The 25,540-nt window shown below is 60.7% G+C and carries 25 protein-coding genes; 16 read left to right on the top strand and 9 right to left on the bottom strand.

Annotated features, from left to right (window positions below):
- Window positions 1-63: 63 nt before the first annotated feature.
- Genes ACTAQJ_RS05395 through ACTAQJ_RS05385 form a run of 3 tightly spaced genes read right to left on the bottom strand, consistent with a single transcriptional unit; the run spans window position 64 to window position 2,137 of the window.
- Complete coding sequence (locus ACTAQJ_RS05395) at window positions 64-603, bottom strand: hypothetical protein (protein WP_498701276.1); 540 nt, start codon at window positions 601-603, stop codon at window positions 64-66.
- Window positions 593-1,081 carry a dihydrodipicolinate synthase family protein gene (locus ACTAQJ_RS05390; RefSeq protein WP_498701275.1) on the bottom strand — a complete coding sequence of 163 codons (489 nt, stop codon included), beginning with the start codon at window positions 1,079-1,081 and terminating at the stop codon, window positions 593-595. Before ACTAQJ_RS05390 ends, ACTAQJ_RS05395 begins: the two co-directional genes overlap by 11 nt.
- Before the next feature lie 42 nt (window positions 1,082-1,123).
- Entirely contained in the window at window positions 1,124-2,137 is a 1,014-nt protein-coding gene (locus ACTAQJ_RS05385) for an ornithine cyclodeaminase family protein (protein WP_498701273.1), read from the bottom strand.
- 140 nt (window positions 2,138-2,277) lie between these two features.
- Between ACTAQJ_RS05385 and ACTAQJ_RS05380 the strand changes: the two genes are divergently transcribed.
- From ACTAQJ_RS05380 to ACTAQJ_RS05345, 8 genes are all read left to right on the top strand, one after another.
- Window positions 2,278-3,654 (top strand): aldehyde dehydrogenase family protein, encoded by a 1,377-nt coding sequence (locus ACTAQJ_RS05380; RefSeq protein WP_498701270.1) that lies wholly within the window; start codon window positions 2,278-2,280, stop codon window positions 3,652-3,654.
- A gap of 103 nt (window positions 3,655-3,757) precedes the next feature.
- On the top strand, window positions 3,758-5,260 hold the full coding sequence (locus tag ACTAQJ_RS05375) for a bifunctional 3-(3-hydroxy-phenyl)propionate/3-hydroxycinnamic acid hydroxylase (RefSeq protein WP_498701267.1): 1,503 nt from the start codon (window positions 3,758-3,760) through the stop codon (window positions 5,258-5,260).
- 47 nt (window positions 5,261-5,307) lie between these two features.
- A complete protein-coding gene (locus ACTAQJ_RS05370; RefSeq protein WP_498701264.1) occupies window positions 5,308-6,246 on the top strand; it encodes a VOC family protein in 939 nt (312 codons plus the stop codon).
- Between the two features lie 30 nt (window positions 6,247-6,276).
- Window positions 6,277-7,308: a fumarylacetoacetate hydrolase family protein gene (locus tag ACTAQJ_RS05365; protein ID WP_498701262.1), complete on the top strand. Its 1,032-nt coding sequence runs from the start codon at window positions 6,277-6,279 to the stop codon at window positions 7,306-7,308.
- Window positions 7,305-8,171, top strand: a complete 867-nt coding sequence (locus ACTAQJ_RS05360) for an ABC transporter substrate-binding protein (RefSeq protein WP_498701260.1) — start codon at window positions 7,305-7,307, stop codon at window positions 8,169-8,171. Before ACTAQJ_RS05365 ends, ACTAQJ_RS05360 begins: the two co-directional genes overlap by 4 nt.
- An 87-nt stretch (window positions 8,172-8,258) precedes the next feature.
- Window positions 8,259-9,275 carry a fumarylacetoacetate hydrolase family protein gene (locus ACTAQJ_RS05355; RefSeq protein WP_498701258.1) on the top strand — a complete coding sequence of 339 codons (1,017 nt, stop codon included), beginning with the start codon at window positions 8,259-8,261 and terminating at the stop codon, window positions 9,273-9,275.
- Window positions 9,275-9,883, top strand: a complete 609-nt coding sequence (locus ACTAQJ_RS05350) for a cupin domain-containing protein (protein WP_498701257.1) — start codon at window positions 9,275-9,277, stop codon at window positions 9,881-9,883. The genes ACTAQJ_RS05355 and ACTAQJ_RS05350 overlap by 1 nt, the downstream gene beginning before the upstream one ends.
- Entirely contained in the window at window positions 9,880-11,850 is a 1,971-nt protein-coding gene (locus ACTAQJ_RS05345; protein ID WP_498701255.1) for an acetoacetate--CoA ligase, read from the top strand. The genes ACTAQJ_RS05350 and ACTAQJ_RS05345 overlap by 4 nt, the downstream gene beginning before the upstream one ends.
- Before the next feature lie 341 nt (window positions 11,851-12,191).
- Here ACTAQJ_RS05345 and ACTAQJ_RS05340 read toward each other — a convergent pair whose 3' ends face one another.
- The 5 genes from ACTAQJ_RS05340 to ACTAQJ_RS05320 form a co-directional block, all read right to left on the bottom strand.
- Window positions 12,192-13,040 carry a bifunctional 5,10-methylenetetrahydrofolate dehydrogenase/5,10-methenyltetrahydrofolate cyclohydrolase gene (locus ACTAQJ_RS05340; RefSeq protein WP_498701254.1) on the bottom strand — a complete coding sequence of 283 codons (849 nt, stop codon included), beginning with the start codon at window positions 13,038-13,040 and terminating at the stop codon, window positions 12,192-12,194.
- Window position 13,041: 1 nt separating this feature from the next.
- Complete coding sequence (gene purU, locus ACTAQJ_RS05335; RefSeq protein WP_498701252.1) at window positions 13,042-13,944, bottom strand: formyltetrahydrofolate deformylase; 903 nt, start codon at window positions 13,942-13,944, stop codon at window positions 13,042-13,044.
- An 82-nt stretch (window positions 13,945-14,026) separates the two neighbouring features.
- On the bottom strand, window positions 14,027-15,334 hold the full coding sequence (locus ACTAQJ_RS05330; RefSeq protein WP_498701250.1) for an MFS transporter: 1,308 nt from the start codon (window positions 15,332-15,334) through the stop codon (window positions 14,027-14,029).
- A gap of 42 nt (window positions 15,335-15,376) precedes the next feature.
- Entirely contained in the window at window positions 15,377-16,081 is a 705-nt protein-coding gene (locus tag ACTAQJ_RS05325; protein ID WP_498701249.1) for a hypothetical protein, read from the bottom strand.
- Window positions 16,027-16,716, bottom strand: coding sequence for a hypothetical protein (locus ACTAQJ_RS05320; RefSeq protein WP_498701247.1), 690 nt, complete (start codon window positions 16,714-16,716; stop codon window positions 16,027-16,029). Before ACTAQJ_RS05320 ends, ACTAQJ_RS05325 begins: the two co-directional genes overlap by 55 nt.
- 236 nt (window positions 16,717-16,952) lie before the next feature.
- Here ACTAQJ_RS05320 and ACTAQJ_RS05315 point away from each other — a divergent pair, with 236 nt between their 5' ends.
- A complete protein-coding gene (locus ACTAQJ_RS05315; RefSeq protein ID WP_498701245.1) occupies window positions 16,953-17,900 on the top strand; it encodes a LysR substrate-binding domain-containing protein in 948 nt (315 codons plus the stop codon).
- A gap of 134 nt (window positions 17,901-18,034) precedes the next feature.
- Here the strand turns inward: ACTAQJ_RS05315 and ACTAQJ_RS05310 are convergent, their stop codons facing one another.
- Window positions 18,035-18,949, bottom strand: a complete 915-nt coding sequence (locus ACTAQJ_RS05310; RefSeq protein WP_498701244.1) for a LysR substrate-binding domain-containing protein — start codon at window positions 18,947-18,949, stop codon at window positions 18,035-18,037.
- Between the two features lie 140 nt (window positions 18,950-19,089).
- Here ACTAQJ_RS05310 and ACTAQJ_RS05305 point away from each other — a divergent pair, with 140 nt between their 5' ends.
- The 7 genes from ACTAQJ_RS05305 (at window position 19,090) to ACTAQJ_RS05275 (ending at window position 25,523) form a co-directional block, all read left to right on the top strand.
- Window positions 19,090-19,362, top strand: coding sequence for a hypothetical protein (locus ACTAQJ_RS05305; protein WP_498701242.1), 273 nt, complete (start codon window positions 19,090-19,092; stop codon window positions 19,360-19,362).
- Window positions 19,331-20,386: a cytochrome P450 gene (locus ACTAQJ_RS05300; RefSeq protein ID WP_498701240.1), complete on the top strand. Its 1,056-nt coding sequence runs from the start codon at window positions 19,331-19,333 to the stop codon at window positions 20,384-20,386. The genes ACTAQJ_RS05305 and ACTAQJ_RS05300 overlap by 32 nt, the downstream gene beginning before the upstream one ends.
- Before the next feature lie 30 nt (window positions 20,387-20,416).
- Window positions 20,417-20,761, top strand: a complete 345-nt coding sequence (locus ACTAQJ_RS05295) for a 2Fe-2S iron-sulfur cluster-binding protein (protein WP_498701237.1) — start codon at window positions 20,417-20,419, stop codon at window positions 20,759-20,761.
- Entirely contained in the window at window positions 20,758-21,999 is a 1,242-nt protein-coding gene (locus ACTAQJ_RS05290; protein ID WP_498701234.1) for an NAD(P)/FAD-dependent oxidoreductase, read from the top strand. The genes ACTAQJ_RS05295 and ACTAQJ_RS05290 overlap by 4 nt, the downstream gene beginning before the upstream one ends.
- Before the next feature lie 19 nt (window positions 22,000-22,018).
- The gene (locus ACTAQJ_RS05285; RefSeq protein WP_498701232.1) at window positions 22,019-22,936 is read left to right on the top strand and encodes a LysR substrate-binding domain-containing protein; all 918 of its coding nucleotides are present in this window, start codon (window positions 22,019-22,021) and stop codon (window positions 22,934-22,936) included.
- Between the two features lie 152 nt (window positions 22,937-23,088).
- Window positions 23,089-24,120 carry a VOC family protein gene (locus tag ACTAQJ_RS05280; protein WP_498701230.1) on the top strand — a complete coding sequence of 344 codons (1,032 nt, stop codon included), beginning with the start codon at window positions 23,089-23,091 and terminating at the stop codon, window positions 24,118-24,120.
- Window positions 24,117-25,523: an MFS transporter gene (locus tag ACTAQJ_RS05275; protein WP_498701227.1), complete on the top strand. Its 1,407-nt coding sequence runs from the start codon at window positions 24,117-24,119 to the stop codon at window positions 25,521-25,523. The genes ACTAQJ_RS05280 and ACTAQJ_RS05275 overlap by 4 nt, the downstream gene beginning before the upstream one ends.
- The last annotated feature ends 17 nt before the right edge of the window (window positions 25,524-25,540 follow it).

Genomic DNA, 25,540 nt, shown 5'->3' with positions numbered 1-25,540 from the left:
CCGGGCAAAAAACAAAGTCGGCGATCCAAGGGGCTTTCCATGCCAGCTCACGGCCGGCACACTCTATGCGCTGACGCGTCCGCGGAGAAACTCGGAGTCAGGCGAGTCCGTGACGGGAAGGCCCGAAGCTTGCAGGCTGGCGCGTAGCTGCTTCATGAAGCGGTCGGGCAGCCTGACTGCCGGAGGACGCAGCGCGCCCCCATTAAATCCGGAGAGCCATTCCTGGTATTTCCACTGGGTGCGGTTGATGGAGCTCGTTCCCGGAGTGGAAGTGGACGACACCGCAATATTCGCGGCCCGGGCGGGCTGCACCTCCCAGTACCGTTCCATGGCCTCCTCCCACTTGCCCGTGCGCGCAAGCTCAAAGGCCTTCGGGTAGTAGTCACCCATCCAGTTAGTGTTCGCGGTACCGGAGAATTGAACGTCCAGGACCGACATGAGGGGGATCAACTCGGCCTCAATGGGGCAGGAGATCACTACTTCATCGCGGAAGTGATGGTACATCTCCATGACACCTGGAATGCCCGGGTATCCCTGTTCGGCCTTGATGGCAACAATGCTGGGCATGGCATCAAGGACGCGGCGCACGAAATCAACGCTCATGCCCGCGGGGTGAATTCTCGAACCCCCAAGCCGGCAGCGGGAACAACATGGTGGCAAGGTCGGTTTCGTCGGTAAAACGCTTGGTGTAGTCGAAAACCTCGTCGTATGAAGTGGGCCAGAACGAGGAAGGATAGGCCAGCAGGGCACGATCGGCGCCGGCCTTGGTCGCCAGGTTCGCGGCGTGGATGTTTTCTTCCAATGTCCCGAAAATGGCGTGGAAAAAGAGGCCGAAGTCTTCCCCGGCGGCCTCCCGGGCCACCTCGGTGATCCGGGCATTCTCCTCCGGAGTTATGTTGGCTTCGGCGATCAGCAGGGAACCCTTGTAGCCGCGTTCCTTGAGCAGGAGGATGTCGTGCCGGATTGCATTTTCGTTGATGCCGGAGAAATCCGGCGTGAAGGATGGGTGCGTGACGGCGACAGTGCCGACAAAGTTTTCCCGGGCCCAGGAACGTGCCTCGGATTTGGTGTAGTCCACCATGATGTACTCCTTGTTTTTTCAGTTGGTTCTGGACTGGGGCACCTATTTGCGGCTGGTGACGATGCCGACCGGCAGGACCGTGCCAACGCCCTCGGCACGGGCGCGATCCACGAGCATTTCGGCCACCACGATGTCCTGCAATCCGGAACCCGTTGACTTATATATCCGGATCCCGCGCTCCACATCGATCGGAGTTTCCCCGCTGAGGACCGCATTGAGCGTGACCACGAGCGAATCGACGTCGACGCCGTTTGCCCGGGCCGTGATCATGTCCCCGCTGCCGTGCACTACCTCGTCACGGGTGTCCACCACTACTGTTGTGGCCCGTGCGATCAGCTCCGCAGGCAGCTCCCGTTGGGCTGGGGTCGTGGAACCGATCGAGACTACCGCGGAGTCGGGGCCGACCCATTCGGCCTGCAGCGTGGGGGACTCGTCCCGGGAGCGGGCCGCGCACAAAATCAGATCAGCCCCTTCCGCAGCCTCGCGGGCGGAACCGACAGCGCGGACGGGGGCGCCAAAGGCGCCGTCGAACTCGGCGGCAAAGGCCTCGCGATTGGCGGCCGTTGGGCTGAACACGCGAACGTCCGCGAATTCAAGGACATGCGAAAACGCGGTCAGATGGGAACGTGCTTCAAAGCCGGAGCCGATCACCCCGACGCTCAGCGGCCGTGGCGGGACAATGCTGGAGGCGCCCACTGCTGTGGTTGCGGCGGTGCGCAGGGCGGTCACACGGTTTCCGTCCACCAGCGCCACAAGATCCGCGGTGTCTTTATCGAAGAGGGAAATCAAGTAGCTGACGCGGAGTCCATCCGCGAAGGACCCTGCGATGGATTTCGCGCCGAACAGTTGCCCGCTTGGTGGGACCGAGGGCATGACCCGCAGCCACTCCCGTGGCGTCTGGGCGAATATGCGTCCAGGCGTGCCGGCGTCGTCAGCGGGATTCTTATAAGCGGCGCGGATTGCTTGGATCGCCGCAGGCCAGTCCGAAATGCTGGCCACATCGGCGTCGGTAAGAAAGAGTGGAAGGTTCGTCGGTAGTTCACCGTCGGTGCTCACGGGCACTCCTTTGTGTCGTGCAGCCGAAGCGGCTGCTGGGTGGTCGGGATAAATCAGGAGAAACCTCGAGGATTGTGTCCGATACGCATCGTATCCTATAGTCGTGACGAAGAACACGTCTCGAGGAAGAGGACCCACGTATGGCAATCGCAACCGTCAACCCCACCACCGGTTTGACCGAATTGATCATTGAGGCGCACACCGCGGAGGAAGTCCAGGAGCGCATTGCGGAATCGGCCAAAGCAGCGCAAGTGCTGCGGGGGACAACCTTTGCCCAGCGTGCGCGGTGGATGCTCGCTGCGGCGGAAATTCTCGAGGATCAGGCGGAGGGCCTGGGGGAGCTGATCACCGTTGAGATGGGTAAGCCAATTGCGCAATCCATTGCCGAAGTGCACAAGTGCGTTAAGGCCATGCGCTTTTATGCCGCGCGGGCCGAGGAATTCCTTGCTGACGCTCCCTTGGACAACCCGTCATCGGTGGGCGCCAGCAGGGCGTGGACCCACTACGAACCGTTGGGGACCGTCCTGGCGGTCATGCCTTGGAACTATCCGTTGTGGCAGGTCATTCGTTTTGCGGCCCCGGCGCTCATGGCAGGAAACTCGGGCCTGCTCAAACACGCATCAAACGTGCCGCAGGCCGCGCTCTTTCTGGACACGCTCTTTGAGCGGGCGGGTTTCCCGATTGGCTCTTTCCGCATCCTGCTGATTGGCGGCTCTGCGGTGGCCTCCGTGCTGGCCGATGAGCGGGTCAAGGCCGTCACGCTGACCGGATCCGAGCCGGCAGGACGTTCGGTCGCTGCCATCGCCGCCGATCACGTAAAAAAATCCGTGCTGGAGCTTGGCGGCTCAGACCCCTTCATTGTCATGCCTTCGGCCGATGTTGCGGAGGCAGCAGCGACCGCCGTCCGTGCGCGTATCAGCAACAATGGCCAGTCATGCATTGCCGGCAAGCGCTTCATCGTGCACACCGAGGTCTACGACGCTTTCGCCGCCGAATTCGTGAAGCTGATGTCGGAGCTTTCCGTGGGGGACCCACTGGACCCCGCAACCCAGGTGGGACCGTTGGCGACCTTGTCCGGACGCGACGAGCTGGCTGAACTCGTCGAGGACGCACGCGCTTTGGGCGCCCAGGTGCTGACTGGCGGGACAGTTCCGGAAGGTCCGGGCTTCTTCTACGCCCCGACGGTGCTCGCTGGGCTCACTGAAGAGATGCGGATCATCCAGGAAGAGGCCTTCGGCCCAGTCGCGTCGCTGTACCGTGCCCATGATCGCGAGGATGCCTTGCGGATTGCGAACCAGACTACCTTTGGGCTTTCGAGTTCAGTCTGGACCGCCGATGTTCAGGAGGAGGAATGGTTCCTGGCGAATCTCGACGCGGGGGCGGTCTTTATCAACGGCATGACGGTTTCGTATCAGGAGCTTCCTTTCGGCGGAATCAAGCGCTCCGGCTTTGGTCGTGAGCTGGCTGCGGACGGCATCAGGGAGTTCTGCAACCTCAAGACAGTCTGGAAGGCCTAAGCCGGCAGGCGAGGTTTTAAGCGCTTCCGTGCACCCTTGTGCCCCTGCGTGATGCATGTTACTTTTTATTCGAAACGATACGTACTGAACTTGAAGGAGCGAGATGACTAACGTCAACGTCGACGTCGTAGTGATCGGGGGAGGGCCTGTTGGAGTCACTGCCTTGGCCTTGTTGGGGCGCGCGGGTCTGACCGCCGTCGGCGTGGAGCGGGATGCCCAGGTTTGGCCAACCGCCCGCGCAGTGCATTTTGATGGTGAAACGTTCCGTACCCTCCAGTCGCTGGGGGTAGCAGAGCGCTTTGCCGAAGCAACTTTGCCGATGTCCTCCTTCCACATTGAGAATGAGGAACGGGAAGTCCTCGTGTCCGTGCCCACTGGCCAATTCGGCACTCAGGGCTGGCATGATGACCTCACTTTTCACCAACCTGACATCGAAGTTCTGCTACGGGGCGTGGTGGAAGAACTTCCCGGTGTTGAGTTCCGACAAGGCGCCAACGTGATCTCAGTGCGCAACCAGGGAGGCGGCGTCGCGGTGGCGGTGCGGGACGCTGACGGCACGGAATCACTCATCCATGCCCGCTGGGCCATTGCTGCGGATGGGGCCCGTTCGTCAATCCGCCAGGCGTTGGGAATTGAGTGTGAAAAGCTGGGTGAAGATGCGCAGTGGCTGGTCGCAGACGGCATTTTGGAAGAAGGCCCTGGGTTGTCTTCCGACATGATCTTCCTGGGCCATCACACCCGGCCCTCCCTGTGGATCCGCCTGCCCGGCAAGCGTGTTCGCATGGAGTTCATGTTGATGCCGGGGGATGACCCCGAAGAAATTGCAACCCCCGCGGGCGTTGAAAGAATCAGCCACGGCGTCCTGCCGGCAGGGAAGTTTGTGGCAGACCGCCTCGCCACCTATACCTTCCGCGGCCGCATCGCGCAGCAGTGGCGGGCCGGCAACATATTCCTGGCAGGAGATGCAGCCCACCAGGCACCCCCGCTTTTTGGGCAGGGACTTTGCGCAGGAATGCGGGATGTGGCCAACCTCGTCTGGAAGCTTGGCGCTGTCAAGCGGGGCACGGCCAATGAAAGCCTGCTCGACACCTATGAGAGTGAACGCATGCCGCATGCACGGTTCTGGGTGGAGCAGGCAACAAGAGCGGCGGGTTTCATGCAAACAACCGACGCCGAGATCGCCAAGCAGCGTGACGCCTTCATTCGCGCAAACCCTGCTGCCTCCGCCCCGGTAGCCCCCGCACTGGGGCCGGGCCTGCACGAAGGTGGCGTCGATGAACGTGCCGGCAGGCTGGCCATTCAACCGATCCTCAGCGACGGAGTGCGTCTGGATGACATGGTGGGAAGCCGGTTCCTGGTGGCAACAACACACAAAATCTATTCCGCAATCCCATCCCAACTCCGCGAACAACTCGAGGATTCCGCCGACGTCGTGGTCCTGTTTGATCCGGCAAAAGTGGGCCAGATCCTTCAGGCCACCGGCGCCCAGGCTGTTGTCATCCGCCCCGACCGCTACATCCTGGGCTTAGGCGATACGCCTGAGGCCCTCGAGCGCCTCATCAGCAGAATCCCGGGCCTTGCCCGGGAAGTGCCGGCATCCCTCTAAAGCAAAATTCGACAGACCACACAAGGACAGGAACACAGGAGCGCATCATGGCATTCAGCCCGATCACACACCTCAGGCACTTCGACATCGCAGTGCCTGATTACCAAAAGCAGGTTGAGTTTTACAAGAACCACTGGGGACTCACGGAAATGGAGAACGACGGCGACGTGACGTACTTCGCCGCCGAAGGCTCACCGGAACAGTACTCGGTCCGTGTTCGTAAGGCCGAGGAAAAGCGGCTCGATATGGTCGCGTTCGGTGCAGCTGACAAGGCCTCAGTGGACCAACTCGCCTCGGACCTCATTGCCAAGGGCGTAAAGCTGATCGGCGAACCCGATGACGTCAAGACCCTTGGAGGTGGGTACGGCTTCCGGTTCTTCGACCTGGAGGGACGCACCATCGAGGTCTCCTCAGACGTAGATGTACGCAAGCACCGCAAGATTGAGGAACGCGAGGCGATCCCGGTACGGCTCTCCCACGTGGTGCTGAACTCTCCTGAACCCGAGAAAATGCGCGCCTGGTATGAGCAGATGCTTGGCTTCCGCCTCTCCGACACCCTGAAGCACCCGCACATGGGGGACCTCTTCTACTTCATGCGCTGCAATGCCCAACACCATTCCATAGCGATCTCCCGCGGCCCGCACGCTTCACTGCAGCACGCATCCTTCGAACTGCGCGGCATTGACGAGTACATGCGCGGCAGCGGCAAACTGCTGCGTTCGGGATTCAAGAAGATCTGGGGCCCTGGCCGCCACAAAGCCGGAGACAACACCTTCACCTACTTCCACGATCCCAACGGGAACACCATGGAGTACACCACCGAGCTGGACTCGGTGGACGAGGATACGTGGCATCCAAGCATCTTCGACACCCGCGATCCTGAGACGTCTGATCAGTGGGGAACCGGGGGCGACATGGACGAATTTATCGCCCGCGAGATGTTCAACGACAAAGACAAGGGCCTTTATGTCGCCCCGCCGGTATAACGGCACCAGATGATGGCCATTGGAGGATTCATGGAAGGAAAGCATGTGAACGGCTTCACGCTGGGCACTTTCGAAAAGGCCGGGGAGAGCTTCCCCGGTGCGGTCTTTGGAGACCGGGTAGTTGACCTGCGCATCGTGCTGCCGGGAATTTCACGCATCGGCGATCTCTTCGCCGATTGGGATGCACACCTGGATGCGCTCGGTTCCCTCGATGTGGCCGCCGCGGGTGCCCTCCCGCTCGAAGGACTGACCGTACAGGCGCCCGTCCAGCCGGTGGGCAGCATCATCGCTGCCGGAGCAAACTACCGCGAGCACGTCGTGCAAATGAGCGTCGCCCACAAGCTCGGCAAGGAAGGCGCGGACCCAGCGCAATTAGCAGCTGACGCGGCGGCCGAAATCGATGAGCGGGGCCGCTCGGGGGATCCGTATGTCTGGACGGGTATACCCTCGGCGGTGTGCGGAGCCTACGACGACGTACAACTTCCTGATGTGGGTGGCAACGTCGACTGGGAATTGGAGCTGGGAGTGGTCATCGGACGCAAGGCCCACCGGATCTCAGCCAAGGACGCTTTTGACTACGTGGCCGGATACACCATCGTCAATGACATCACCGCCCGCACGTTGGTCCCGCGCAACGACATCGCGATGATGGGTACGGATTGGTTTCGCGCGAAAAACCAGCCCACGTTCTTCCCTATGGGCCCCTACCTTGTGCCGAAGCGGTTCGTCCCGGATCCGGCAAAGCTGCGGATTCGCCTGAGCCTGAACGGCAATCCAATGCAGGATGCCCTGGCCGATGACCTGGTCTTCGACATCCCGAGCCTGATCGCCTACGCCTCCTCGGTAGCCGTCCTGTTGCCCGGCGATGTCCTCATCACCGGTTCCCCGGCCGGCAACGGTTCTCATTGGGGCCGTTTCTTGAGGGACGGCGACGTTATGGAGGCGGAAATCAGCGGACTGGGCACCCAACGGTCTACTGTTCGCGGGCCCAGCGGACAGTTGCCCCCCTGGTATGTGGATCGGCCGCTCGCCGTCGCTGCTGCTGGCGGAGCCGCCCAGTGACCCTGCGCCCGAGGACCCTGCGCCAGAGCCATTTTGTTCCGCCGGTGTCCTATCTGCTGGCGGAAGATCTTGGATTCCTGCGTGGATCAGATGTGGTGCTCACCCGCACCACCTCAAGCGCCGAACAGCTTCGAGCCCTGCTCGCAGGGGAACAGGACATGGTTGTCACGGCAATCGACAACCTGTTCGAGTGGGTCCTGGCCGGGGCCGACCTTCGCCTGGTGGCCCAGGTGGAGGCGACCACGCGGCTGGGCATCCATGCCCGCAGTGGCCTCGAGACGATAACGGATCTGGCTGGTTGCCGGTTCGCCGTTGACGCTCCCAACAACGGTTTCGCGCTCATCGCGAGGCGCCTGCTGCGGGACGCCGGCGTCGAGGTTGACTACAGGGTAGTAGGTGGTGTGCGCGAACGCCTGGATGCAATGCTCGACGGCGAAGTGGACGCGACGCTGCTCGGGGCGCCGTTTGACAAACTTGCGGAAAAGGCCGGATTCGCCCGCATCGTGGACATCAATGCATGGCTGCCGGAGCTGCCGGGTCAAGGGCTGGTGGTCCGTGCCGACGTCGTCGGATCCGTTGAACTGGAGCGCTACCTCAGGGCCTTGGCGCGCGGCGTGGAGGCAGGAGTTCCGATGTCCGATGCGCAGGGCATCGAATTACTTGAACGCTGCGGTTTCCAGGCCGGGGCTCCGAGCGCATGGGATTCACGGGCGCGGACGCTCACCGTGGACCAGCGCGGGCTGGAGCTTTTGACCGGGATCCGACGAAGCCTGGGTATGCTTCCGCCGGGCATCGGTCTGGAGGAGCTCTACAACGGCGAACCGCTCCTGCGGGCCAGCCGGTCCGCCCCTATCTGTAACTGAGCATGATCCCCACGAAGTTGCCTATTGCAACTCCACCAACCCGATACGATACTGTACGTATCGTATGTGAAATCTAAAGGAGCAACCATGAAATTGGGAAGAATTGCAGTGCCAACGCCTGATGGCGAACAAATTCGACTCGTCGCGGTCCAGCCCGAACAAGGCCGGGTAATTGACCTTGCCCGTGCCTACGCCCTGACACTTCAGCGCAAGGCCGCCGAGTCGGATCGTGCCCGTGCACTCGCGTTGGCGGTGCTTCCAGGAAGCCTGGCAGCGGGAATCGGAGGAGGCTCCATCTTCCTGGACGCCGCGCACGATGCGCTCGCTGCGGCAGACGACGCTTCCTACAACATCGACGACGTTTTGTGGCGCGCAGCTGTTGACGCCCCAGTCATCCGCGACGGGCTGACTTTCGAAAAGCACATCCAAAACTTCCACCGTATTGTCGCCAAGGCCCAGCCGGCACGCTCGATTTACGAGCGGCCGGGTTATTTCAAGGGAACCACGGCCATGTCCTACGGGCACAACGAGGAGCTGCCTTACCCCGACTTCACGGAGGCCCTGGACTGGGAACTTGAGGTCGGGTATGTGGTGGGCAAGTCGGGAAGCGACCTGACCCCTGACACGGCGATGGACCATCTCTTTGGCATCACCGTCTTCAACGACTTCAGCGCACGCGATGTCCAGAGCGCGGAAATGGCGATCGGCATGGGCCCGCAGAAGTGCAAGGACTTCGGTTACGGCATCGGCCCCTGGGTCACCACGATGGACGAAATCGATTCGATCGAGGGGCTGCGCGGCCAGGTCCGTGTCAACGGCGAGGTGCTCTCCGATACCAAGGTCGAGGACTTCGTCTACACCCCCGCGGAGTTGCTGGCCTACGTCTCGATCTCCGACCGCCTACAGCCAGGGGACATTATCGGGTCCGGCACCATGGGCTTCGGCGCCGGCGTGGAGATCGGAAAATTCCTAAAGCCCGGCGACGTTATTGAGTTGGAACTCGAGGGTGTGGGCACACTGCGCACCCCGATTTCCACTGAACGCCAAAAGGCCCCCTGGTGGCCCGAACCCCGCACCTACCCGCATGAAGAATGGGTGGCCTGATGACCCGGCCCGCAGTCCGCCGCATCGTCACCGGTCACGACGACGAGGGACGCGCCATCATCCTCTCGGATGGAGCGGCACCCAACAACTGGTCCTCGGACATGATTCCGGGATTTGGTGCCACAGTCCCCTGGGTGACCGAGGCAGGGGCGATCGATCATGTGAGCGACGAGGATCCGGCTGGCGCGGACGTCGAGATCCCCAGCTTCCCTGCCCCGGGCCAGACGATACTGCGCATCGCCGATTTTCCGCCGGACTCTGTGTACCCGGACGAGGCTGGCTCGGTCATCTTCAACGAGATCGACGGACACGAGGAGGCTGAAGCCGGGGCCGAGCACAGCGGTTCCAGGCATTTCTGGTTCCACCGCACTGACTCGCTGGACTATGCGGTCGTTCTTGAAGGTGAAATCACGCTGCTGGTTGACGAAGGTGAGGCAACCATGCGCGCCGGTGATGTGGCCGTGCAACGTGCCACGAGCCACGCCTGGTCCAACCGCACGGAGCAGACCGCCAGGGTCCTGTTCGTACTGATCGGAACCGAACCGCTGACCGCGGCACAGATTGCCGAGCAGCGCAGGAAGGCCTCCCGGCACTTGGAGAGGGCATGATTACCAACGCGCAGGCCGCAGATGGCGAATTGATCTGGCAACCTGATCTGGAACGGGCGCCCGAGACCGGCGTTGGCCGATTCGCCGAGTTCCTGGCCGGCCACAGCGTCGGGATTGGGGCGGGCTACGACGAACTGTGGCAGTGGTCAGTGGATGAGCCCGGGAAGTTCTGGGAGCTTTTCGCCGAGTTTGCCGGCGTCGATTTAGGTGGAACTCCGGGGCCGGTGTGCAGCAGCGACCCCATGCCACACACGCGCTGGTTCCCCGGCCGCACGCTCAACTTTGCAAAGCATCTGCTGCAGGGCCACGAGGGAGTCGCCCTCATCGGCATCGATGAGGATGGGAAGCGCGAGGAGGTCACATGGGCTGCTCTGAGGCGGGACGTTGCCTCCTTGGCTGCCCATCTTCGTAGTTGCGGCGTAGGCCAGGGGGACAGGGTTGTCGGAATACTTCCCAACGTTGCCGAGGCCGTCGTCGGGCTGCTTGCCAGTGCGTCCGTCGGCGCTATCTGGTCGGTCTGTGCCCCGGAGTTCGGCCCGGGTGCAATCGTTACACGCTTTGCCCAGCTCGAACCAAAGGTCATCCTTGCCGCGCCGGGCTACCGACTCGGCGGGAAGGACCGGGATCGTCGTGGTGAGCTGGTGGAAATCATCGCAAAGCTGCCTACGCTCGAGCACATCATCTGGGTGGGGCGGCATACTTCCATTCCAAGTATCCCCACCCAGATCCCGGGCACGGCTTGGGAGCAGGCCATCGCCGATCCAGCGGAGCTTGTCTTCACCGACCTCGAGTTCAGCCACCCCCTGTGGGTACTGTTTTCTTCGGGGACCACAGGGATTCCCAAGGGGATCGTTCACGGTCACGGCGGAGCGCTGCTTGAGGAGCTGAAAATGCTCCTTATACATTCCGACCTGCGCCCGGGGGATCGATACCTCAATGTTGCTTCAACGAGCTGGGTGTTGTGGAACTCGCTGGTCTCTGCGCTCGGAGTTGGTGCCACGGCGGTCCTGGTTGATGGAAACCCCACTTTCCCGTCCTTGGACCGGGTATGGCAGATCGCCGCAGCAGAGCAGATTGCTGTCCTGGGCGTGGGTGCTGGTTTCATCCACGCCTGCGCAAAGGCTTCCCTGGCACCGATGCGCGACCATGACCTGGCTGCCTTGAAATCCGTTCAGGTCACAGGTTCACCGCTCTCCGCTGACGGCTATCGCTGGGTTTACGGCAATGTGGGCGATGTCTGGTTGAACTCGATGAGTGGCGGTACTGACATCGCCTCGATTTTCGTAGGGGGATGTCCCACACTGCCCGTCCACGTCGGCTATATCCAGGCGCCTGCCCTTGGGGTACGTGTGGAGTCCTGGGATGAAGCCGGCAATCCCACGCGTGGCAAAGGCGAACTGGTGGTTACCCAAGCAATGCCATCGATGCCCCTGAGCTTCTGGGGTGACGACGGCAGCCGCTATCACGACAGCTACTTCGCGACTTATCCGGGGGTGTGGCGGCATGGGGATTTCATCGAGTTCACCCTCCACGGCATCCTCATCCACGGCCGCTCCGACTCAACCCTCAACCGCAATGGGCTGCGGCTCGGTTCGGCGGATATCTATGCCGTGGTTGAATCGCTGCAGGAGGTCGCCGAGGCCTTGGTTGTCGGTGCGGAACTGGGCGTTGATTATTACATGCCACTGTTTGTCCATTTGGCCAACGGAGTAGACCCAAGCATCGCCCGGGAAGCGATCACCAGATCCATTCGGGAGAACCTGTCCGTTCGGTACCTTCCCGACGACATTGTGTTCATGCCCGGAATTCCGCATACCCGCACTGGAAAGAAGCTGGAGGTCCCCGTAAAGCGGCTCTTGCAGGGTGCGCCACTGGAATCCGTCGCGGATCTCGGGTCAGTGGACAACGCCGCCCTGTTGGAAGAATATGCAAGGTTTGCCCTTAATCGGCAGACCGTATCACCGTAAGCGGCACTGCTTCAGCCTCGCCTCGGACAGGTTCAGCCCGCCGTGATGGGCGTTGGCTGCGGTCACTGCCCGCCATCATCGGCCGCTTCCCTTGCATGACCTGCGGCGGCCGCACGTGCAAAACGTGCGGCCGCCGCATCCACTAATGGAGCATGGACGAGCGTTTCCCGAGATTTTGGTGCTCCCGTCTCCGACTGGGACAGCGACGTTGCCAGGCAAGCAATTCGTGGCCGCTGCCAGTCCCTTCGGCGTGCGGTCGATGCGCAGTTCGCCTAGATCGTGATGCCATTACCAGTAGGATGCTGGCCGCTGTTTCTAGCCGGATCGAAGCGTGAGGCCGTTCAGCTCTGGAGCTGTGCTGCTCTGAGGGTGTTGCGGAGCAGTTCAGCGATGGTCATCGGACCTACCCCGCCGGGGACAGGGGTGATTTTTGAAGCGATCCTCCTGGCTGCGTCGAAGTCGACATCACCTATGAGCCTGTCGTCGGAGCGGTGGATGCCCACATCGATGACAACGGTTCCAGCCGAAATGTGCTCGGCGCCGATCAGATGTGGGACACCGGCGGCCGCAATCAGCACATGTGCGTGCCGCGTCACGGCAACCAGATTCTTCGTCTTCGAGTGCGCCACTGTTACAGTGGCGTCCCTTTGCAGAAGGAGTTGGGCCAGCGGCTTTCCAACGAGGTCGGAACGCCCGACAACAACGGCATTTGCGCCCTGAAGTTGGACCCCTTGGTCCTCCAGCAGAGAAATCACGCCAAGAGGGGTGCAGGGCAGCAGTCCCTCGACGTTACGGGCCAGCCGGCCAGCGCTGGTGGTCGTGAGACCGTCGACATCCTTGTCCCAAGGGATCCGGTCTATCAGCGCCTTGGCCTCCAAGTGGGCGGGCAGTGGAAGCTGGAGCAGAATGCCCGACACCGCAGGGTTGGCTGCCAGTTCATCGAGTGCGTGAGCTACATGTTCCTGGGTAGCGTCTTTGGGGAGGCGGCGGTGGTGGTCCTCAATTCCTGCCTGCTGGGATAGTCGGCGCTTACTGCCCACATAGACCTCGGAGGCCGGGTCGTCCCCAACAAGCACGGTCGCCAGGCCGATGGAGCGGCCAAAGGACTGTTTGAATTGCTCGACGTCAGTCCGGAGTTGTTCCCGGAGGCGGGCCGCAAGGGCATTGCCGTCAATAATCTGGGCTGCCATGTCAGAAGATGATCGTTGTGTTGCCGTCGCGCATGACTTTGTCCTGGCAGTGCCAGGTTACGGCCCGGGAGAGTACGCTTCGTTCAACGTCGGCGCCGGAGCGCATGAGTTCCGAGGTGGATTCACGGTGGGAGACCCGGATGACGTCCTGTTCGATGATCGGGCCCTCGTCGAGGTTCTCTGTCACGTAGTGGGCTGTCGCACCGATCAGTTTCACGCCGCGGTCCTTGGCCTTCTGGTAGGGGCCGGCACCGATGAACGCGGGCAGGAACGAGTGGTGGATATTGATCACGGGCACCTGGACATTGGCTAGGAAGTCAGCGGAGATGATCTGCATGTAGCGGGCCAGAACCACGAGATCTACATTGCCATTTAAGAGTTCCAGGTGCCTGCGTTCAGCGTCTTTCTTGTCTCCCGTAACGGGGACATAGAAGTAAGGGATGTCAAACGGGCGGACCTGGTCTGCAAGGTCGGGATGATTGGAGATGACCATGACGATGTCCATGGGGATTTCCCCGCGCCCCTGCCGCCAGAGCAGGTCCAGCAAGCAGTGGTCCGTCTTCGACGCGAAGATGGCGACGCGTTTACGCCTGGATGCGTCGGTGAGTTTCCATTCCATCCCGAGGGGCCTGGCGAGCTTGGCTTGGATTTCCGCTTCAAGGGTCTCACGCTTCGCGGCAAAGCCTGGAAGGTGGAATACCGTGCGCTGGTAAAATGTGCCCCCTTCGGCGCCGGTCGTGAACTGGTCTAGGGACACAATGTTTGCGCCGTGCTCTCCCAACAGCTGCGTCAATTGGGCGACGATGCCTGGCTTATCAGAGCAGCTGACTGTGAGTCGGCCGATTTCAGCGGTTCCACTAGCCGTAAGCGGCGTGGAGGGAAGGGTGGTGCTGGACGGTTGCAAGAAGATCACCTCGGGAAAACGATTGGTTGAGTAATGGGTTCCGCCGGACCAGGAAACTCCTGGTCCGGCGGGCGCGCACGGTTTACGGGCGGCCGGTGAGTGTCGAGGTCGCGCCGGCGCCTAGGTCGATTCCCTTAGGTTCTCTAACAAGAGCTGCGCCGATGTACGAGGCAACGCAGAGAATCATGATGTAGGCGGCGATGGAAAGCGAGCTCTGCGTGGCTCCGAGAAGCCACTCCGCTGCGAGGGGGGCGAAGGCTCCGCCCAGGATAGCGCCGATGGCGTACGCGATCGATATTCCCGAATAACGAATTTCTGCCGGAAACATCTCAGCGAACAGGGCTGATAGTGGCCCGTACGTCAGACCATTTCCGATAGTCATCCCCACCAGGGCCAGAAGGTAGAGCCACAGGTTCGCGGCATCTATCAGCAGGAACAGCGGGACCATCCAGACGAACATCAAGATATATCCGACCTTGACGGTCTTGATGCGTCCCCACCGATCGGAAAGATGGCCCCCTACCATCGTGAAGACAAGCCAGCTCACGCCCGCGACCGTGGAAGCCAAAAGTATTCCTGGCCTGTCCATCTTGTGAACTCGGATGGCGTAGGAGGAGAGGAAAGCAATCAAGAGGTAGCCGGCGGCGTTGCTACCGATGAAGACCAGCGCTGCCAAGGCGATCGCTTTGGGACTCCGCTTGATGAGTTCGTGCAGCGGAGAGGCCGTCTCACGTTTTTTGGCCACGAGTTCCTGGAATACAGGACTCTCGGAGACCGCCCGGCGGATGAAGTAACCAACAACAATCATCACGACGGAGAAAAGGAACGGTATTCGCCATCCCCAGGCAAGGAATTGTTCCGGAGTAGTTACCGACGTCATGATGAAGACGACAAGCGTTGCCAAAATCATGCCGGCCGGTACGCCGATCTGTGGGTAGGAACCGAATATGCCTCGCTTGCTAACAGGTGCGTGCTCGACAGCCATCAATGCGGCACCACCCCATTCGCCACCGGCGGAGATACCCTGAATGATGCGCAGGAGCACCAGCAGCAGCGGAGCGGCGATTCCGATCTGGGCATGCGCCGGCAGTACGCCGATAAGGGTTGTGGCAGCGCCCATCAGGACCAGTGTTGCGACCAGGACTTTCTTGCGTCCGAACCGATCGCCGAAGTGCCCGGCAATGACGGCACCCAGTGGTCGGAAAAGGAAGCTGATGCCCAGAGATGCCCAGGACACCATCTGGGCAAGGACGGACCCTTGACCTAGGGGTGCGAAGTACAGCTGAGCAAAGACCAATCCGGCTGCTTGGGCGTAGATGAAGAAGTCGTACCATTCGATTGTGGTGCCGATCATCGTGCCGGTAAGTACACGCCGGTCTTCGGTCGTCATTTTCTCTTTTGCCCCGGCTGGGACGAATACTGACATCTTGGGCTACTTGCTGCTGGTCATAGCGATACCGGAAGCGACGCTGGCCAACTCCGTGCGCCGGTTGTCCGGCTTGAACGGGTAGGTATGAACGGTGGCGCGGATCTTCTTCTGGCGATGTCCCGGATCACCCCACAGGACTTCTACCTCCGTGCCGGGTTCCGTGTAGGCCAAGTCGAGCACGCCGTGGGAGAGAACCTTGCGATAGTAGTAGCTGTAACCACGCGAGGTTGTTGAGCCGATAGTGGTTTCGCCGTCCAGCACGGTGCTGGTGTACATCGCGAACCACTGGCCGCGCGGCCAGTCCATGAAATCGTACGGTTCGCCGTCCTGGAAGAAGGAGTCGTAGACGTCCTTGACGTCCTCTTCATTCCAGACGAGCGTGACAATCCCGCGCTTGGGGTCGGCCGTCTCCCTCTCCAGAGCTGCCCGACCGTAGAATTCGTGATCGAACTTGACGTTCCTGGTCCAGCCAAGTTCTACCGGACTACGGAACCAGGCGCTGGCATCCTCGCCGTCAAAGCTTCCTTTGACCTTCATGCACCGCTCGAAGCTTTGGTACCACTCAGGGTTTCCGTCATCTGTCACCTTGACGTTGTACAGCTCGTAATACTCCCGTTCAGCTTCGCCGGTAATGGCGGGGAGATAGTCATGGGTTACGGTGGGGAAACCGGCCTCCAGATGGTTGACCATGGCTGTTCGGGCACCCATGCGGCGGATGTTGAACGCCTTCCCTGCTTCAAGCACGGCAGCCCGGATGACTTCGGCGATCGACCCGGACCCTGCAGCTCGAACCCGATTTCACCGGCCATTCCTTGGCGGAGCAGGCGTACCGGGTGTCCGGCGATTGTGGCTTCCCGGAAGTGCATAAACTTGATGTCCCGGAGAGACTCGTCGGTCAGGAGTTCGAGGAGTTCAAGGGACTTCGGTCCCGAGACCTGGAACTTGAACTCGCTGATTTGCAGTGACAGGTCCGCCTTGTAGGCGCCCTTCGTGAAGTTGTATTCGAGCCAGGTGCTGACTGGTCCGCGTGCGTTGAACAGGAAGTCGTCCTCTGCCCAGCGGGCCAGAATGCCCTCTCCGATGACTTTGCCGTCGAGATTGCAGAAGATGGCGTGCTTGGCTTGTCCGATAGCGAATTTGGCGAAGCTGTTGACCGCGAAGTCCGAAAACAACTGCAGGGCATCTGGTCCTGTGACGCGCAGTTCGTCCAAATAGGACCAGTCTCCGAGGTAGACGTCTTCCTTCCATGACATGTTCTCGTCCTGCCATCCCGAGTACTCGAGCCTGCCCCAGGACGCGGCAATGTCGAGCCCTGTACGTATGGTCTGAATGTTTGATCCCACGGTTTCTCCTTTGAATCTGGGTCTCGGCTCCGGCGATGCGTGGGTGCCGATGCAAATCACGTTAGAGGCCCGCAGTTCCTTTGAATAACGGAAAATAGTTGAGGTATTCAGAACTAAAAGTTCGGTATGACCGGTGCTACTCGCAAAATCCCCGAGTGAGGTCGGTCGAAACCAAACCGTGGCTATTCCTTCACCAAGCTTGCGGTCATCCTGTCGAAACCAACTAGCATTTCGGTATGCCGTCGTTCAACCTGGTCCAATTGCAGTATTTTTGTTCCGTGGCCGAGACCGGATCGTTTGCCGGGGCAAGCATCCGTGAAAATGTTTCGGCAACTGCCATCGCCACTTCCATCTCACAGCTGGAACGGGCCATGAAGACTCAGTTGTGTGTGCGGCGGCGGGCCCATGGAGTGGATCTCACTCCCAGCGGGCGCCTACTCCTTGACGAAGCGAGAGCGCTTCTGCGGGCAGCCGAGGAGGTTGACCTGACGGTAGCCGGTCAAGGCAGAGATTTTGTGGGCCCCATTACAGTGGGTTGCTACCCGACGTTTGCTCCGACTCTTATCCCTGCGCTCATCGACGGTTTCGCAGCCCTACATCCGCGCGTGGACGTCGACTTCCGGATCGCACCCCAGGGTGGGTTGATGGAGCTCCTCCGCGAGGGGCGGATAGACCTGATCCTGGTCTACGATCTGAACCTGCCTTTGGACCTGGAAGGAGTCGTCCTTTATGAAACGCCTGTCCACATCATTGTGGGAGCCCGTCATCGGCTGGCGGGGAAAGGATCCGTGGCACTTACAGAGTTGAAAGACGATCCGTATGTGTTCTTCGATTCCCCGCCGGCGAGCGACCACGCGCTGGAGATTTTCAAGGACTTCGGCATAACACCCAACATCCGGTACCGCAGCGAACAGTATGAGCTGACTCGTGCTTTGGTCGCTAGGAACCTCGGTTACTGCATGATGATTCACCGCTCCCGCTCCAAGTCGAGTTATGAGGGCTTGCCACTCGCAACGTTGGAGCTGGAACCGGCAATGCCGCTCGAACGCGTGCAGGTTGCTTGGCTCCGCCGGGCACCGTTGACGAGCAGGGCTGCTGCACTTACGGAGTTCGCTCGCGATTTTGTCGGTAAAGAACAGCAGCGCTGGTTCGACTCAGTTCGGGGTGTGGGCGGCAGAGGTTGAAATTAGGTCCATGGTGGACGTCTGCCGCAAGCGGGCGGACTTTCCGATTACCAGCGGTGCGATGTCGCCCTCATAGCCGAGGAGCTCGCAGGTGCGTCTACCTTTGGTCTTCATCTTCTGGCAACTCGCGGTCATTATCCGGGTTCAATGGCGTCCAGGACCTCGACAGCATATTGAGTGACGGCCAATGCCCGGGCAGTCAGCATCGTTTCTTTTGGCCAGACCGCGACGACGGAGGTCTGACCGGCGCGGGGGCGGAGGTGCCTGGTGACGAGACCTTTGCCTTCGCTCGAGACGGGGATCTGGTTGGGCCTTGACATCAGCAGACTATAGCCGAGTCCCCGCCCGACCATTGCCCGGACCAGATCGATTTGCGGTACTACGGCCCCGAGCTGTGGTTTGAGGCCGCGTTGGGCGAACATCAACTGCGTATATTCGGTGCTGGGTGCCGTGTTGAGCATGATGAGCGGCTTGCTAGCCAAAGCTTCCAGTTCAATGTCCTCTTCCTGGGCAAGGGGGTCGTCGGCGCCCAGGACTGCCATGACTTCGGTTTGGTAGATGACTTTGCGTTCCACGTCCGCGGGAAGGCCGATGTCATAGACGATCGCAGTGTCCAGGCTTCCGTCTTCCAGAGCGGGCAGCAGGTCGGCATGGTCTCCCACCGTGATGCTGATTTCCACTTTTGGGTGGCGTTTTGCCATGCCCTCGAGAACGGCGGGGAGCACGTTGCTTGCCAGGCCTGTGTAGCAGCCCAGTGACACAGGGCCTTTGAGCTCACCGCGGAGCTCACCCAACCCGTCTGCCAAAGCACTGGCTTCCCGAAGCAATTCCCGGGCGCGCTTTGCGAAGTGGCGTCCAGTGGGTGTCAGGTGCATTCCCTTGGCTTTCCTGCGGATGCACAGCTGTTCCCCCAGTGCTGCCTCCAGTTCACTGATGGCGTGGGAGAGCGCGGATTCGGAGATGTGCAGTTGTTGCGCCGCTGACCCCAAAGTGCTGTGTTCCGGGAGTGCGGCGAACAGTTCGAGTTGCCGAAACGTGAATTTTGGCACTTCCGCCTCTTTCCCTAAGAAATCGAATTACTTCCACTGATATCCGCAGTTTACTGGAGAATGTTTTCCCGTGACACTGATTACACGACGACGTACCAGCAGCACCGGTACACAATGACGTGCCAGTAGGAGAGCAAGCGATGACGACACAAGCGGGCGGGTGCCCGTTCCACGGGAACGCGGCGATTACCCAGACGACAGCAGCCCCGGTTCGCGGCAGCGGGGGAGAGGAGCCTGCAACCGTTTCACCGGATGCCGCTGACTACCCGGTGGCTGATTGGGTTGACGTAGCCGCCCTTGCAACTGATCCTTACCCGACTTATGCCCGGCTCCGGGCCGAGTCTCCAGTGGCGTGGGTTCCTCAGCTTAACAAGCTTCCTGGTGACGACTTACGCCGGTTGCCACACGGTTGAACAGGACCAGGAGCTGTTCAGCGCGAACGTTTCGGGTGCAACGATGACGCGGGCGATCGGCGCCCAGCCAATGTTGCGCAAGGACGACCCGGAGCACGCCGCAGACCGGGCGCCTGTAAATCCCGTTCTACGTCCCAAGTCCATCAAGGAAGTCTGGGGACCGGTTTTTGAGCGTAACGCCGAGACCTACCTTCAGAAAGTCGCCGAGCTGGGGCCGGAGGAAGCAGACCTGAACCGGGATTACGCAGCTCCCGTGGCATCGCAGAACCTTATTGACCTCCTGGGATTGAAGGACGTTTCCGTGGAGCAGGTGCGGCGCTGGTCTCACGACTTCATCGCTGGGATGGGAAATGTTCTGGATGATCAGTCGATCTGGGACCGGTGTGATGCTGCCACCGCCGAAGCCGACCGATTGCTGGAGGAGCTCATCCCCTATTACCGGCAGAATCCGGACGCCTCGATGGTGTCCGCTTTTGCCAACAGTGGACTCCCCACCGCCAATGTTGCAGCCAACGTCAAACTGACCATTTCCGGTGGCATGAACGAGCCGCAGCATATGGTCACCAACATGGTGTGGGCGCTGAGCAATCATGGGGACCAACGCGAGCAGGTCCTTGCTGATCCAGCTTTGTGGGCATCAGTGTTTGATGAGGCGGTCAGATGGCAGTCACCGATCGGAATGTACCCCCGGGAAACGACACGGGAAACTGTCCTCGAAGGCGTCCGTATACCTGCCGGCGCCGGTGTCGGCGTCGTCGTGGCATCTGCCAACCGCGACGCGGGCCACTTCGGCGCTTCAGCTGCAGAATTCGATATCAATCGGACCAAACGCCCCCACCTCGCCTTCGGCAGCGGCGTCCACCTCTGCGCCGGTCACTGGGCGGCGAAGACCTCCATTGGCCAGATCGCCGTGCCGATGGCCTACGAGCGCTTTCCGGGCCTGCGCGTGGACAAGCGACGGAGTGAAAGCTGGGATGGCTGGGTCTTCCGCGGACTGACCAGCCTGCCCGTCACCTGGAACTAACCCAACTACCCATTACCAAAAGGAGCAACGATGCCCAGCGTCACCTACACCCAGCCCAATGGCACCCAACAAACCCTCCAGGTCGAGTCAGGCACTACCCTGATGCGCGCCGCCGTCAACAATGGCATAGATGGGATCATCGGCGAATGTGGAGGCCAGGCCATGTGCGCCACCTGCCACGTCTACGTCCGCCCGGAATATGCGCAAGCGCTCCCGGACATCAGCGATGACGAAGACGAAATGCTTGACTGCGCCACGGCCGAGAGGACGGACAGCTCCCTGGCTCGCCTGCCAGATCCAACTCAACGCGGGAGCTCTCGGAGATTGTCGTGGACATCCCGGTCGGCCAACTCTAGAACGGGGACAGTGATATGAGCGTTGTCATCATTGGTGCCGGACAGGCCGGCCTGCAGCTCGCCGACTCTCTGCGGACAGAAGGATACGACGGCAAGATCGACGTGATAGGCGAGGAATTCGGTGTGCCCTATCAGCGCCCCCCTCTGTCAAAGGACTACCTCGCTCCGGGTAAGGAAGCAGCTCCCTTGCCGTTGCGCGGCCCATCGTTCTTCCTCGATAAGCACATCACGCTTCATGCAGGGGTTCGGGCACTGACTGTTGACCGGCCTGAACGCACGGTGAAAACCACTGAAGGGATGCTCGAATACGACCACCTCGTCTTCGCAACCGGCGCCAGAAACAGGATGCTGAGCTGCCCGGGCGCCCTCCTGCCCGGCGTCCATGGTCTAAAAACACTCTCGGATGCAGAGGCATTGCACATGGCGCTGCCCGCGGCCCGCAACATCGTGATCATCGGTGCCGGATTTATCGGACTCGAATTCGCGGCGGCGGCCTTGGCACACGGATGCAACGTCACAGTCCTGGAATTCGCTCCCCGTCCAATGGGACGGGCGCTGACTCCCGTCATGAGCGAATGGTTCGCAGGCGCCCTTCGCTCCCAAGGCATAAGCCTGCGCCTCGATGAAGGAATTGAGCGCTTCGAGCCTGGAACTGATGGCCGGGTAGCAGCCGCAATCTCCACCTCAGGGGCTTCCTACCCAGCAGATCTCGTCCTCGTCGGCATTGGCGTACAGCCCAACGACACCTTGGCTCGCGACAGCGGAATCGAAACAAGCAACGGAATCGTCGTCGATGAAACACTCCGCACAGCAGACCCCGCTATTCTGGCAATCGGCGACTGTGCGAATTTCCCCAGCGCGCATTCCTTGGGCAATTTGCGCCTGGAGTCCGTCCAAAACGCCACCGACCAGGGACGTCACGCGGCACGTACAATCCTGGGAACAGAAAGCCCCTACAACGCACTCCCGTGGTTTTGGTCCACCCAGGGCCCCTACAAGCTGCAGATGGCAGGCATTCCACAACCCAATGACGACATTCTCATCTTGGGCGACCAGAGCGAAGCAAAGTTCTCCGTCCTCTGCTTCAGGCAAGGCATCCTCGCAGCTGTGGAATCGGTCAACAACGCCGCGGACCATATGGCGGCCCGCAAACTACTCTCCGCAGGCACCGCCATCACCCGTACCCTAGTGGAAAGCGAGGGCTTCACCCTCAAGGCTGCCACCAGGGAGGTATCGCTTGTCAGCCCAGTCCCCTAATGGATGGACCCCCACCGGGATGGACCTGAATCTGTTGATGCCCCTGCGTGTGTTGCTGGAGGAGCGCAACGTCAGCGCGGCCGCTCTTCGGTTGAATGTCAGTCAGCCCACCGCTTCCACATTTCTTGCCAAGCTTCGTCGGTACTTTGATGACCCTCTGCTGGTGCGGGAAGGCAATATCTACAGATTGTCCCCTCTGGCAATGCGCTTGAAGGAAGAGCTACCGGGCGCCCTGCGGTCTCTCGAACAGATCATGAGGGCCAAATCGGAGTTCAATCCTTCCACCAGCGATCACGAATTCACCATTTTGGCCACGGACTATGCCAGTTGGCGCGTCGGCACCCAGCTGCTTCCCCGACTTGAGTCCTTGGCTCCGGGGATCAAGATCAGGTTCGACCATGTCCTTCCCGCCCACGTCGACGGCGCGCCCGAATCCCTCAAAGATGTGGATGGCATGCTGCTGCCGCACGGCTACCTCGCCCAACAGCCCTACTTGGACGTCCTCCTTGACGATTGGACATGCTTGGTCGCCAGCGACAACCCGCACTTGGGGGAGCGCCCTTCACGGGAAGAACTTCTGGCGATGCCCTGGATCATGACCATCAGTGGCAGGGGAGCGTTTACTCCCGCCGCACGGCAGTTTCAGATAGCCGGGATCGACCCAGTGGTAAGCACCATTACCCCAAATTTCTTCGTCATTCCTTCCCTGATTGAAGGATCCAACAAGGCCGCCTTGATGCCCGGGGCGTTAGCCCGGAGGGCAGTCCAAAGCTCAAGCCGACTCCGCCTTGTGGACCCTCCTATCCCTCTGTCTGCGCTTTCAGAGGCCTTCTGGTGGCACCGGGACCGAGAACACGAGCCCGCGCACCGCTGGTTCCGCCAGCAGTTGGAACTGGCCTGTGCGCCGCTGCTTCAAGCGCCCTCGAAAGAGTTTTAACACCGCACAAGGTAGACCTTCCACTATCTGGTATTCCAATAGCTCCTATTGGAAAATCCCGCTTCCCAATAGTTATGACCCAACTCACACTGAAATAGCCGGCAGATAACAAGCAATGGAAATTTGATACGGCTTTACAGAAAGGATCGACGATGATCCACCTCCTCTCACATCTTTCCCACATCGAGATTTTCGCGAGCGATCTCGAGGAATCCGTCCGCTATTACGAAGAGCAGGTTGGTCTTCGTGTCGTGGACCGTGCAAACGGCAAGGTGTATCTCCGTTGTTGGGGTGACTACTACGCGTACAGCGTGGTCTTGACTCCCGGAAATGAGCCTGGAATGGTCTCGATGGCCTGGCGCACGTCAAGCGACGAGGCACTTCAGGAAGCTGCCCGCCGGCTTGACGCCACCGAGTACGCCGGAAAATGGAAGGATGCAGGAGAAGGCCTCGGGCGCTCCTACGTCTTTACCGGACCGTACGGCCACACAATGCAGCTTTTCTGGGAAGTCGACCTGTACAAAGGCGAAGGCGAATTCGCTTCGACATACCCCGATCGGCCTTCGAAAAGAAGCAACCAAGGCATCGCGCCCCGCCAACTGGACCACGTCACGATCGCCGCTTCCGATGTTGAGGGATTTGCCACGTGGTACAACGAGACGCTGGGCTTCCGCATCATGGCCTTCGCAGGCTTGGAGCACCCGGACATCACTTTCTTTGGGGTCCTGACCACCAACGAGAAGTCACACGATCTGGGAATTCTGCTCGATGCTTCCGACCGTCCCGGTCGCATTCATCACTACGCCTTCTGGGTGGATAACCAGGCTGAGCTGGCCCGCGCGGCGGAGCTCCTCATCGAGAACGGCACACCTATGGAGTTCGGTCCAGGCATTCACGGTATCGGTGAGCAGGATTACCTGTACTTCCGGGAGGCTAGCGGCCTACGTATTGAGGTCAATACCGGCGGATACCGTAACTACGTGCCTGACTGGAAGCCAAACCGCTGGACCCCTGCCCTCGGGGCGAACGATCTCTACCGGAACAGGGAACTGCCGCAGTCGATGCTGGAGGCCTTCCCGCCCGCAGCCGCACCGGCCGCTACCGAGCAGGGTCTCGTTCCCGGCACCGAAGCCGAACTTATCGAACAAGCGGCGCTGCGAACAGAGAGGTTCATTGGATCATGACCGCATTCCCGGAATCAAAGCAGAGTTTGTCCTCTTTCACTGACTCCGTCGGCCTTACCTGGCGCCATTGGGCCTACTTCACACTCATTACGCTCGTCCTCCTGGCAGACGGGATGGAAGTTACGATTATCAGCCACACCTTCCCTTCGCTTGTGAAGGAGTGGGGTGTCTCTGTGGGCGGCGGTATCACCCTCATCGTGACTGCTGGCTTCATCACTATGGGAATCGGCGCGATCATCGCCGGACGTCTTGCTGATGTGCTGGGAAGAAAGACAGTGTTGACCAGCGCCGCCGGCCTCTTCTCCATCGCAACGACGCTAGGGGCAACATCCCCGGATTTCACCGCTTTCACCATGTGGCGGCTCGTGGCTTGCTTCGGCATCGGCGCCGTAATGCCAACCGGCGTCACTCTCCTTGCTGATCTGGTTCCAGCCAAGCGGCGCGGGGCAATGGTTGCGGCAGCATATGCGGGCGTAGGACTGGGAACGACGGTTGGTGCAGCACTCGCCGGCCTGCTGATACCCAGTGGCGGTTGGAGGGCGCTTCTCGTTGCAGGCGGCCTTGCCCCGGTGGTCATCATCATTGTGCTTGCATTCCTCGTGCCCGAACCGCCTGCTTTCCATGCCGCCCGTGGGGCGACTGAGAGAGCGAAACAGGGACTGGCGCGCCTTGTTCCGAAGGTTGATCTCGCACATGTCGATCTGACGCCACCGGCAAAGGGAGACACTAAGGAAGCCCTTAAAGTCGTTGTCTCCAAACGCTTTGCCGTCACGACCATACTCCTCTGGGTCTTCGGGTTCTTCTCCCTCGGTACGCAGTTGCTGATCGCCCAGTATCTTCCGACGCTCCTCCAGCAGCCCGTCCCCGGCCTCAACACAGTGCAGAGCAGCACCATCGTGGGTGCATATGGATTCTCCAGCGTTCTTGGTGGACTGGTCCTTGGGGCCATTTTGACCAAGGTATCCCGATACTTGACCATTGGCCTCGTCCTTGGAATGTCCGTAGCAATGACCCTGGTCATCGCTCTTGTACCGAGTCCCGGGTTTTCCACGTTGTTGCCGCTCTTCACGATCGCCGGCTTCATCCTGCCGACAGGCTTCGGTCCTACACGCAACATCCTCGCCACTGCTGCTTACCCGACGGCGGTCCGCGGCACCGGCGTCGGAATGACAGAACTCGGAGCACGCCTTGGTTCGGCCGCCGGAGGAGCGGCCGGCGGCACGCTGATAGGTGCCGGACTGAGTCTCTCGGCCATTTTCCTCGCGCTCCTTGTACCTCTCGCAGTCCTGCTTGGCGCTCTCGTCGTCTTGAGAGCCGAAGCGAAACGAACGGGAGAAACCGGGGCGGAGGCCTCCGAAGAAGTAGCCGGTCCGGTCCTTGCCGCACCTACCGTTGCCAACTGACGCCGACGTCGTTCCTC

This window comes from Arthrobacter sp. alpha11c (genome assembly GCF_054149985.1).
Note: the sequence above shows the minus strand (reverse complement) of the source record. Positions and strands in the feature narration are given on the sequence as shown.